Genomic DNA, 12,057 nt, shown 5'->3' with positions numbered 1-12,057 from the left:
CCTCTAAAAACAAAACAACTTCCAATAATTCAACAACAATTTAGGGTTTGATTATGAACAAGAAACTACTCGTGCTATCACTCGCAGCAATCCTCGCCGCACCCGCTGCTTTCGCTGCTTACGATGCGAATAGTGACCTCAACAATGGTGCTAACGACGACGCTGTAGACAAACAAACTGTTAATATCATTGTTCCAGAAGTCGCACTGCTACAAGTTACGGATGCTGATGTTGCTCTCACTATGCCAGTACCCGCCAATGCTGGTGACGGTTTCAAAACGGCTGATGCGCAAACATCAACACCCCAAGCATTAAAAATTAGCTCCAATAGCGAAGCAGGTAGTAGTGCCGCACGGAAATTAACAGCAAGTATCGCAACAGAATTACCTACAAACTGGAAGTTAACGATAACGCCCATAACCAGTGCAGGTACACCTGTGGCAAGCGATCTAGTTGATGCAATCAAATCCGTCGATATAGTCACGGGTATTCTTAACAAAAAAGATGCATCAGGAACATTCACCTACACACTTGGTCCGAAAGCAGATGGTGATATGATGGCATTCTCCGGTGCTGCTGACGTGGCCAAAGCGGTTGTCATTACTTACACATTATCTGATGTATAAGTAAGCATATCAGTCTGGGGGGGCGGCTTCCCAGACGTTGGGGGCTAGAGGAAACTGGGGCGATAATATGCAGTTTTGGCAACATTTTTTGCTAGGGGTAGCCTTGGCAATAACGGCGTTACCCGCGAATGCTATTTCCGTGATAGCTGACGATTGGTCTCATTCATTACCCGATAACATCACCAATGCTGGCACTTATTACAATGACAGTTTCACAACAACTACTAGCATAACCATTAGTGATACCAGCAGCAGTTCCCAAGCATGGACGCTCTCTGTACGCCTAATCAATTTGGTGAATGGCTTAACGATTGCTACCAAACGCACCGGACGTGGTACAGACGGCAACGAACCCAATGGCGGCGACAGTATTTACCAAACATTAGGCACAGTATTCCTACCATTGTTCACAGGTAGCGGTAACGTCAGCAACATTCCATTGGAATTTGAAATCAGCAATTTCGATGTTACTGACGGGAACGGCATTAAAGACATTCAAATCGAATACGAAGTAACCATAATCCCGTAAGGGTTTGCAGACAACAGGGGCTAATTAGATGAAACACTATGCTTTTAAAATGGCAGCATTGGCTTGCCTATTCTCTTTACATTCCGCACATGCTGCGGTGATGCTGTCTGGCGGGCTTTCCCACGAATACACGGTTAACCCCGGTGGCACTGTCAGTGGTGTACTGGAGTTGAAAAATACCAGCAATGAACCTGCTGAAGTCAAAATCTACCAAGAAGATGTCAAAGTCAAAGCCGATGGCAGCACTGAATATGCCCCCGGCACTGGCAGTCACGCCCGCTCTAACGCGAATTGGATTAGTCTCGGCACAGATCGCGTGATGCTCGCCCCCGGCGCAAGCCAAACGGTAGCCTATACCCTGCAAGTTCCCGGTGGTAATGTGAGTGGCTCCTATTGGAGCATGTTAATGCTTGAACCTGTATCCAATAAATCGCCTGAATCACAACTTGCCCCGGCAACCAACGACAAGCCAACCCTGACGATTCATCAAAAAGTGCGCTACGCCGTGCAAGTATTGACCAACGTGGGCAACCAAGCCGCAGCGAATTTGGTATTTGATGCGCCACAAGTCGCCAAAGATTCCCAAGGCGGACGTGCTTTCCATGTCAATGTGAAAAACACTGGTACGCGCCATAGCCGTCCGAAAGTATGGCTCGATGTCTTCAGCACCGATGGTAATAATGTTGGCAAATTTGAAGCAGACACCCACGGTCTTTACGCGAATGAGCGCGAAGCGTTCAGCATTGCATTGAACAACTTACAACCGGGCAATTACAAGGCTCTGCTTGCAGCTGAAGATAACAACGGCGGGCAAGTATTTGGTTCTGATGTCAATTTGACCATTCAATAAGTTACACAGGTAACACCCCGTGCAAACATCCGTGCCAATCACCACCACTCAGCGAGCTGTGCGTCTGACCTTAGCCGCCAGCTTGTTGGTGTTGGCACAAACGGCAACAGCAGCCGATGACATTAGTATTACGCCGGGGCAACGCCAAATCATCGCCAACAAACCAGGCATTATCACTTTACGTTTTGAGATAGAAAACCGCTCAGGTCAAGCACAACAACTGGAAGAAAGCCTTAACCTGCCTGAAGGTTGGGAGTTAGTCACCAATACCGCCTCCTTTTTATTAGCCAGTGGCGCACGCGAAGTACGTTTAATTCACGTGGTTGCACCGCGCGGCACAGCTTCCGGTGCGTATAACATTGGTTATCAGGTTGCATCACAAAACAACGGCGGTTTAATCAGTGCGCAAACCGTTACGGTGCAAATGGCGGCTCAAGCAGGTGTCAAATTAGCCGCGATTGCGCCCCCCAGTAGCTTGCTTGGCGGCGAAGACTTTGCGGTCGATTTCATTTTAGAAAATACCGGCAATCGGGCTGTGACTTATCAACTTGATGGCAGTGATGAAGAAAATTACATTACGGCAGTTGAACCCAAAGCCCTGACACTGGCTGCTGGTGCATCCGGCAATATCCGTATTAAGGGTAAAATTCCACGTGAAATTGAGGAAACCAGCAGTTATCGCGTTACCTTAGAAGCGCGTGGAGGTGGTAAATTAGCCGAAGAATCTGTGAGCATTCCACTGATTGCCCGTACTCCCAAAGGCTTGGGGAAATATCAAAAATTGCCGGGGAAACTTACCACGCGTTACACCCAGCAACAGCGTAATAATGCCGACGGTGGCTCAAGCAGCGAATATCAAGCACAAGTAGAATACTACGCACGCGGTGCAATTGATCAAGCAGGTCAACATAATATTGAAATGCGCCTACGTAATGGTAAAGACAGTACCGCGAACAATACCGATAACAACCAACAAGCCGAGTACCAATTTAATTACGACAACGGCGAATTAGAGGTCAAAACCGGACATCATAGTTTTAATGGCAGTCATTTGAGTGGCAATTCCCTATCCGGGATTGGCATTGAGGCGACTTACGCCCCCAAAAATGCCAAAAAACGGCAACCACTGGAAGCGCGTGTTTTTACAGGTAAGAGCCGCGATGGTGATACCACCCAAAAAAAAGTAGCCGGTGCAGCAGTCCGTTATCAGTGGGATGAATTTGAAACGGGTGCAAGCGTTATTCAACACGAAACTGCCGCCACGGTTACTGAACCTGCCAAAAAAGACACCGTAACCAGCGTCAATGCAGGATGGCGGGGTGAAAGTGTCGGCATTCGTACTGAAGCCGCCGCTGATAATGACGGTAAAGCCTGGAGCATTGATGCCAATGGGCAATGGCAAGATTTAGGAGTCAACGCTTCTTACCTGCAAGCAGACGCTACGTTTGATGGCAGCAATACCGACACCAAACAAGCATTTGCCAATGCGCGTTACCAAATTGACGACAAAACCAGTGCGGAAGTCGGCACACGCCATACCCGCAACAATTTAAAGCACGATCTCAGCAAAGAAATTCGTCAAGACAAGGAACACACCGCACGTATTAGTCGTCGTTTTGGTGATGAACAACAAATCGAAGTTAGTGTCGGACACCGCCAACGTAAAGAGCAAGATTTACGCCCAACCCCTACGACTGACCGTGACATTACAGCAACCACACTGGAATACCAGCACCAGTTTGAAACGTTTCATGTACGTGCAGAATTGGCGCGTGGCTCGCGTAAAGATCGCATCAAAACCAGCGCGAAAGGCCACAAAAAGGGGTTAACCATCAGTTGGAAACCCATCAAAGCCCTGAGTGCCAATGCGTTTTATAGCATCAGTAGCGATTTAGACAGCGAAGGTAAAACCTTTTCCGCCGGGGTTAACGGCACTTACCAACTGAACAGTAAAACAGCACTTAGCGGGTATGTGCAACGCAATCAAAACGCCAGCGAAAATACCCACGCAGATAGCTTTGAAGCACGCCTCACCCATGATATGAAACGCCGTGGCACGCTGGGGATCAATGCACGCCGCACCAATAGTCAAGCCAGCGATGGCAAAACCAGTCAAGATAATGTGGTTCAACTGGAATACAGTGTGCCGCTGGATGCCCCGATTCGTAAACGCAATAACATTGGTTCAGTACGCGGCAAGGTGCGTTACGCAGCCGATCAACGACCTGCCAGCGAAGTCGTGGTGCAAATGGGTGGGCAGTACGCAGTTACCGATCAACAGGGCGAATTCACTTATCCCGATGTTGTGGCGAAAGATTACACCCTGCAAGTCGATGCCAGCCGCCCCAATACCCAAGGTTACATGCTCAGTAGCGAAGGCGAAGAAGCCGGTGTCAGCGTGCAAGCCAGCCAAACCATTACACCCGTTTTGGAATTACACCCTGCGGCACGGCTCAGCGGCAAGCTGCAACTCTACGAAGTTGATACGGTGGCATCCGTATTTAAGCCGAATAATACCAATAATTTACGCCCCGGCAATGGTTTAGGGCGGGTGTTAATTGAGCTGCGCCCGCTGGGAAACACGGGTAAACGCATTGTTCACAAACGTACTACGTTACATGACGGCAGTTTCAGCTTTGTAGGCATTCCACCGGGGCAATGGCAATTAGTTGTCGTTGATAGCGAAAAAGTACCTGCAAATTACCGCCTCGAACAAACGCAATTTGAGATTGACTTAAGCAGTGGCGGCACGCAAGAAGTATTGATTCGTGCGTTACCTAGTGCACAAAGCATCAAAAAGATTGGCCCTAGCGGTGGCTTTAATGTCGCTGGTTAACCCATAGGAAAAACCATGAAACCCTTTTATTACACATTCGTCACTATTTGTATCAGCATAAGCACTGTACTGGCACATGCTGCGGATACTGCAATACAAACACTCAAAGTGACCATTCCTCTAGTTGCCTTGATCGATGTAGAAGATATTTCCCCAGCCTTTACATTCACTCCGCCAACAGACGCAGGGCAAGGTTTTGTTGACCCTGCCACTCCAAGCAATAACGAACCACTTGTTGCCATCAGTTCAAACAACAGTGCTGCCAGATTAGAAGTAAAAACAAATATTGATTTATCTACAAACAACTTACAGCTTGAAATTAGTAACCTTAGCGGTTTTCCTGGAGGTTTCAACACCCCCGCCATATCTAATAGCGGTACAACATTCGCGACCGTTGGCATGATGCAAAGCACAACAGGTAAAATTAGACTTACTGCACGAGGAACCAGTACCGGCGTAATGATTCCACATGGAAACTATCCGATAGAAGTAACGTACACGTTAACGCAAAACTAAACACCCGCTAGTCGTGAGAATGCGACAATCCTAAGCAGATGACTTAACGTAAGGGGGTCAGAACGCAAGGAGTCTCCGATGCAACCCCATCATGCCGTATTTGGTTTGTTATTAACTGTTTCGACCGTTGCCGTGTTCGCCGAAAGCGATTCACAACTCATAAAGATTACCGTGCCTAAAGTGGCATTAGTCAGTGTCGAACCCGCAATACCTTTTAGTTTTACAGGAAGTGGAACCACTGCTACAGGTAATAGCCAGTTATCAATCAGTTCTAACGATGAAAACACCAAACTACAAATCACACCATCCGGTATTAGTCTTGCAGTAAGTGCGGATGCGATTCAATGCCCAGAAACACCTAACGCTTCGACCATTACTTGCCATATCGGGATCAAACAGGTGAAGAATGGTGTATTAGCGTTCAATGCTACGCGCACCAGCGGTGATATGAACATTGTGTACACATTGGCGCAATAGCACCACGTAATCGAACCAAGCACTCCTCTCTCGTGACAGGGAGAGGAGTTGGTATTATGAAGACATTTGCAGAGTTAAGGCAAGTAAGTCTTACCCATCAAAAACCGGTCACATTCCCGCGCTGCTTCACGACCTTCATTGATCGCCCACACCACGAGGCTTTGTCCACGGCGCATATCGCCCGCTGCAAATACACCCGGCAGGTTAGTGGCATACTTACCATAATCGGCTTGTACATTGCCACGCGGATCAGTTGCCAAAGTCAGCGCGTCAATCAGGGTCTTTTCAGGCCCTGTAAAGCCCATGGCCAGCAATACCAATTGCGCAGGCAACACTTCTTCTGTGCCTTCGACTTCGATCAAATTCATCCGCCCGTTAGCACCTTGTTCCCAGCGCACCCCGACGGTATGAATTTCTTTCACATGACCATTCTCATCGCCGACCAGTTTCTTGGTGGAAATAAGGTAATCACGCGGATCGCGCCCGAATACTGCCGCTGCTTCTTCCTGACCGTAATCAATCTTGTGAACCAGCGGCCATTCCGGCCAAGGATTGTTAGCGGCACGCGCATCCGGCGCACGCGGCATGATTTCCAGTTGGGTCACGGATTTGCAGCCGTGACGTACTGACGTACCCACGCAGTCAGTACCCGTGTCACCACCGCCGATCACGATCACATCCAAGCCTTTGGCAGAAATGTAGTTGCCATCCGCTAAGTTGGAATCCAGCAGACTTTTGGTATTTGCTGTCAGGAATTCCATCGCGAAATGCACGCCCTTGAGGTTACGCCCCTCCACTGGCAGATCACGCGGTTGGGTAGCCCCCGCGCACAGCACTACCGCATCGAAATCGGTACGCAGTTGCTCGGCGGATACATCCTTACCTACTTCCACGCCAGTGACGAAGTGGATGCCTTCGGCTGCCATCAAGTCGACACGGCGTTGCACGATTGCCTGTTTATCCAGCTTCATATTGGGGATGCCGTACATCAGCAAGCCGCCTATGCGATCAGCACGTTCGTACACCGTGACTTCGTGACCCGCTTTATTCAACTGGTCAGCACAGGCCATACCCGCAGGCCCTGAACCAACGACGGCAACTTTTTTGCCAGTGCGTTCGCTGGGCGGTTCAGCTTTGATCCAACCTTCCTCAAACGCTTTGTCGATAATCGACACTTCGTTCAATTTGATGGTGACGGGTGGTTCGCTGATGCCGAGGGTGCAAGAACCTTCGCACGGTGCAGGACACACCCGCCCAGTAAATTCTGGGAAGTTGTTGGTCATGCGCAGGCGTTCAAACGCTTCCTTCCACAACCCGCGATAAATCATATCGTTCCATTCAGGAATCAGGTTGTGGACAGGGCAGCCGCTCGCGCCACCGGGCAACATTTTGCCGGTTTGGCAGAATGGGATGCCGCATTCCATGCAGCGTCCGCCCTGTTCGCGGTTTTCGGCTTCGCGCTCGAAGTGCAGGTGGAATTCACGCCAGTCTTTGATACGTTCCAACGGGGCGCGGTCGGCTGGCAGCTCGCGCTGGTATTCCATGAAACCAGTAGGTTTACCCATGATTGTTACCCTTATTCCTTAGTTGCCACCGACACGCGAGGCGTCGCTATTGTTTGCGGTGAAAGCTGCCATCAAGGCTTCTTCGCCAGACAGACCTTGCTGTTCAAACGACTTGATCGCTTCCAACATCCGTTGGTAGTCATTCGGCATGACGCGCACGAAATCAGCCACGTGCTTATCCCAGTCGCCCAAGATCATGCTGCCGCGTGTACTGCCGGTGTGCAGGACATGCTTTTCGACCATCGCTTTCACTTCGGTCTTTTCGTCAGCGTCAGACAGTGGGCTGTAAGCCACCATTTCAGTGTTGCCGCTCACTGCCAAAATGCCGCTAGGGTCGTAAACGTAAGCCACGCCGCCGGACATCCCCGCGCCGAAGTTACGCCCTACTTTACCCAACACCACCACGCGCCCGCCGGTCATGTATTCGCAACCGTGGTCACCAGTGCCTTCGACGACGACACGTACCCCGGAGTTACGCACGCAGAAACGTTCGCCCGCAACACCGCGCACATAGGCTTCGCCGTCACTGGCACCGAAGAATGCGACGTTGCCGATCAGGATATTATCTTCAGCCGCAAACTGTGCATCTTTACGTGGATACACAATGATTTTGCCGCCAGACAAACCTTTGCCGATGTAGTCGTTAGAATCACCTTCCAGTTCCAGCGTCATGCCTTTCGGAACGAATGCGCCGAAACTTTGCCCTGCCGAACCGTTGAACTTCAAGCGGATGGTGTCTTCTGGCAAGCCTGCCGCACCGTATTTACGGGTCACTTCTGAGCCGGTAATCGTGCCTGCTACGCGGTCAATATTCTTGATCTCGAACTCAGCCGTCACCGCAGTACCGTTATCAATGGCCGGTTGGCACGCTTTCAGGATTTTCTGCTCATCCAACGATTGCGCAATGCCGTGATCTTGGGCACGGATGCAGCGGATACCGTCGCATTCTTCCAATTCTGGCGTGTGCAGCAATTTGCTCAAATCCACCGTGCTGGCTTTCCAGTGACCTTCCGCTGTGCCTTGGCGCAGTTTGTCGACGCGCCCTACCATCTCATCAATGGTACGGAAGCCGAGTTTCGCCATGTATTCGCGCAACTCTTCGGCAATGAACATCAACAGATTAACCACGTATTGCGGGTCGCCAGCGTATTTCTTGCGCAACTCAGGGTTCTGAGTCGCGATACCGACAGGGCAAGTGTCCTGATGGCAAACGCGCATCATTACACAACCCAATGCGACTAATGGCAGCGTCGCAAAGCCGTATTCTTCCGCACCCAGCAATGCCGCCACTGCTACGTCACGCCCAGTCATCAGCTTGCCGTCGGTTTCCAGACGCACGCGGCTACGCAGGTTGTTGAGCAATAAGGTTTGATGCGTTTCTGCCAGACCCAACTCCCACGGCAAACCGGCGTGTTGCACGCTGGTTTTCGGGGAAGCACCCGTCCCGCCGTCGTAACCGGAGATCAGGATGACATCCGCCTTACCTTTAGCAACACCCGCAGCAATCGTGCCGACACCGACTTCGGATACCAGCTTGACGTTGATCCGCGCGCGTTTATTGGCGTTTTTCAGGTCGTGAATGAGCTGTGACAAGTCTTCAATCGAGTAAATATCGTGATGCGGTGGTGGCGAAATCAAGCCAACACCCGGTGTTGTACCACGCACACGCGCTACCCACGGATAAACTTTTTTACCCGGTAACTGCCCGCCCTCACCCGGTTTCGCGCCCTGTGCCAGTTTAATCTGGATTTCTTCGGCGTTATTCAGGTAGTAACTGGTCACACCGAAACGACCGGATGCAACTTGCTTAATGGCACTGTTGCGGGAATCGCCGTTCGCATCGGGAATAAAGCGTGCCGGATCTTCGCCGCCTTCACCAGAGTTAGAGCGTCCGCCCAAACGGTTCATAGCAATCGCTAAGGCTTCGTGCGCTTCTTGGCTGATTGAACCGAACGACATTGCACCGGATTTGAAACGTTTCACGATGCTTTGCGCCGATTCGACTTCGCTCAGTGGCAACGGCTGTTCGGCATAGTTAAAGTCGAGCAAGTTACGCAGGTTGAATTTAACTTCCGCGTCTTCGTGCATCAGTTTGCTGTACTGTTTATACAGTTTGTAGTCACCCAGTTTTACGGCTTTTTGCAGCGCGTAAATGGTCGCAGGGTTGTACTGATGCTCTTCTTCCTCATTCCGCCACTGGAACACGTTACCCGCTTTCAGGGAACGCTGTTCAGCATCGTGATGGTCATATGCCAGTTGGTGACGCATCAACGCTTCTTTGGCGATGATGTTCAAGTCAATCCCACCGATGCGCGAAGCAGTAGCAGTGAAATATTTGTCGATGACCGTGTGGTTAATACCAAGTGCTTCAAAAATTTGCGCACCACGGTAAGACTGGATCGTGGAAATGCCGATTTTCGACATGACCTTGATAACGCCTTTGGTTACGGCCTTGATGTATTTCTGCACTGCATAATCGTGCTTGAGGTTGGGCAACAAACCTTCACGGATCAAATCATCGAGTGATTCAAACGCCAGATACGGGTTAATCGCCTGCACGCCGTAACCGAGCAAGGTGCAGAAATGATGCACTTCGCGCGGCTCGCCGGATTCAAGAATCAGGCTTACACGGGTACGCTTACCACCACGAATTAAATGGTGATGCAAGCCAGCAACCGCCAGCAAGGATGGAATCGGTGCATTATCCGCATCCGCCAAGCGGTCGGACAATACGATTAAATTCGCACCTTCATCAACTGCTTTATCTGCCGCAGCAAACAAATGTTCCATCGCCCCATCCAGCGCGGTTGCACCATCAGCAGCACGGAACAAGATTGGTAACGTAACGCACTGGAAACCCTCACGCTGAATGTGGGTGAGTTTCGCTAACTCTTCATTGCCCAAAATCGGGGTTTTCAGCAAGATTTGTTGGCAACTGGCAGCATTCGGCGCGGTAATATCACCTTCTGAACCCAGCGTAGTGTATGCCGAGGTAACGATTTCTTCACGGATAGAGTCAATCGGTGGATTCGTCACCTGTGCAAACAACTGTTTGAAATAGTTGAATAATGGTTGCGCTTGATTGGATAAAACCGCAATCGGCGAGTCGATGCCCATTGCACCCAATGGGTCAATCCCGGTCAACGCCATCGGCACAAGCACCTTACGCACATCTTCGTAGGTGTAGCCGAACATTTTTTGGCGTTGTACCAAAGTTTCGTGTTCTGGCAAAACATGATGGGGGGCTTCTGGCAGATCGGCGATTTCCACCAAGTTATTGGCTAACCAATCCTGGTAAGGCTTGGCAGTTGCCATTTGCTGCTTGATTTCTTCATCCGCAATAATGCGACCTTGTGCGGTATCGACCAACAACATGCGTCCAGGTTGTAGGCGTTGCTTGGAAACGATAGTGCTTTGGTCAAGATCATCCAGCACACCAACTTCAGAGGCGAGAATGATCATGTCATCATTGGTGAGGTAGTAACGTGAAGGGCGCAAACCGTTACGGTCAAGCGTTGCACCCACCAGCGTACCGTCGGTGAAACCCATTGCCGCCGGGCCATCCCACGGTTCCATCAGACAACTGTGGTATTCGTAGAAAGCTTTCTTTTCCGCGCTCATGCTTTCGTGGTTTGACCAAGGTTCAGGAACCATCATCATCATCGCATGAGGCAGGGAGTATCCCGACAAATACATGAATTCCAACGTGTTATCAAACATCGCGGAGTCACTGCCGTTCGGGTTAACAACCGGGAACAGTTTGCTCAACTCGGTGTTGAATACCTCGGTTTTGATCACACCCTGACGCGCATTCATCCAGTTGACGTTACCGCGCATGGTGTTGATTTCACCGTTGTGAATCAGGTAACGGTTTGGGTGCGCACGTTCCCAGCTTGGGAAGGTGTTGGTGGAAAAGCGTGAATGGATCATCGCAATCGCCGACTCAAGGTGCGGATTGCCTAAATCTTTATAAAACTGCCCCACCTGTTCTGTGGTCAACATGCCCTTGTAAACCAAGGTGCGTGACGACAGGCTGGGGAAGTAAATGTGACCGTGTTCCAGCGCGTTAATGGCTTTTTCAGTACGCTTACGAATCACGTACAATTTGCGCTCGAAGTCGATACCTTCAGCGACATCAGCCGATTTAGCGATAAATGCCATGCGGATAAACGGCATCGCTTTGAGTGCAGTTTTGCCAATCGGCGTCGGATTCACCGGCACATCGCGCCAGCCCAGCAAGGTTTGGCCTTCTTCTTCAACGATACGGGCGAAGACCGCAGCACACGCAGCGCGTGCGTCGCTTTCCTGTGGCAAAAATGCCATGCCAGTTGCATAATGCCCCGGTTCGGGCAACTTAATATTTAAGCCTGCGCACTCTGTCGCCAAGAAGCTGTGTGGCATCTGAATCAAGATACCCGCGCCATCGCCGGTATTTTCTTCACAGCCGCACGCACCTCGGTGTTCCATGTGAGTCAGTACTTTCAGTGCCTGCTGGACAATCCGGTGTGACTTAACGCCTTTCAGGTGCGCCACAAAACCCATGCCGCAAGCATCGTGTTCAAAGCCAGGGTCATAAAGCCCTTGTGCTAGGGGTAGTTCAGTGTATCTCATCGGAATCTCAGACATTAAAAGGGTTGCTATTATGGTACAAAATACAG

General features: G+C 50.4%; 8 protein-coding genes. 6 read left to right on the top strand and 2 right to left on the bottom strand.

Annotated features, from left to right (window positions below; translation table 11 throughout):
- Positions 1–53 precede the first annotated feature (53 nt).
- From J9260_RS06760 to J9260_RS06735, 6 genes are all read left to right on the top strand, one after another.
- Positions 54–626: a hypothetical protein gene (locus J9260_RS06760; protein WP_210220258.1), complete on the top strand. Its 573-nt coding sequence runs from the start codon at positions 54–56 to the stop codon at positions 624–626.
- 67 nt (positions 627–693) lie between these two features.
- Complete coding sequence (locus J9260_RS06755; RefSeq protein WP_210220257.1) at positions 694–1,155, top strand: hypothetical protein; 462 nt, start codon at positions 694–696, stop codon at positions 1,153–1,155.
- Positions 1,156–1,183: 28 nt separating this feature from the next.
- The gene (locus J9260_RS06750) at positions 1,184–2,005 is read left to right on the top strand and encodes a hypothetical protein (RefSeq protein ID WP_210220256.1); all 822 of its coding nucleotides are present in this window, start codon (positions 1,184–1,186) and stop codon (positions 2,003–2,005) included.
- 19 nt (positions 2,006–2,024) lie between these two features.
- Positions 2,025–4,841, top strand: coding sequence for a porin (locus J9260_RS06745; protein ID WP_210220255.1), 2,817 nt, complete (start codon positions 2,025–2,027; stop codon positions 4,839–4,841).
- A gap of 15 nt (positions 4,842–4,856) precedes the next feature.
- Positions 4,857–5,357, top strand: coding sequence for a hypothetical protein (locus J9260_RS06740; RefSeq protein ID WP_210220254.1), 501 nt, complete (start codon positions 4,857–4,859; stop codon positions 5,355–5,357).
- A 78-nt stretch (positions 5,358–5,435) separates the two neighbouring features.
- Positions 5,436–5,834 (top strand): hypothetical protein, encoded by a 399-nt coding sequence (locus tag J9260_RS06735; RefSeq protein WP_210220253.1) that lies wholly within the window; start codon positions 5,436–5,438, stop codon positions 5,832–5,834.
- A 74-nt stretch (positions 5,835–5,908) separates the two neighbouring features.
- Here the strand turns inward: J9260_RS06735 and J9260_RS06730 are convergent, their stop codons facing one another.
- Together J9260_RS06730 and gltB are read right to left on the bottom strand one after the other, a co-directional pair.
- The gene (locus tag J9260_RS06730) at positions 5,909–7,399 is read right to left on the bottom strand and encodes a glutamate synthase subunit beta (RefSeq protein ID WP_210220252.1); all 1,491 of its coding nucleotides are present in this window, start codon (positions 7,397–7,399) and stop codon (positions 5,909–5,911) included.
- A gap of 18 nt (positions 7,400–7,417) precedes the next feature.
- Complete coding sequence (gene gltB / locus J9260_RS06725; protein ID WP_210220251.1) at positions 7,418–12,010, bottom strand: glutamate synthase large subunit; 4,593 nt, start codon at positions 12,008–12,010, stop codon at positions 7,418–7,420.
- Between the last annotated feature and the right edge of the window lie 47 nt (positions 12,011–12,057).

This window comes from Thiothrix unzii, from assembly GCF_017901175.1.
GTDB lineage: Bacteria > Pseudomonadota > Gammaproteobacteria > Thiotrichales > Thiotrichaceae > Thiothrix > Thiothrix unzii.
The sequence above is the reverse complement of the archived record's forward strand: the minus strand, read 5'-3'. Positions and strand labels throughout refer to the sequence as shown.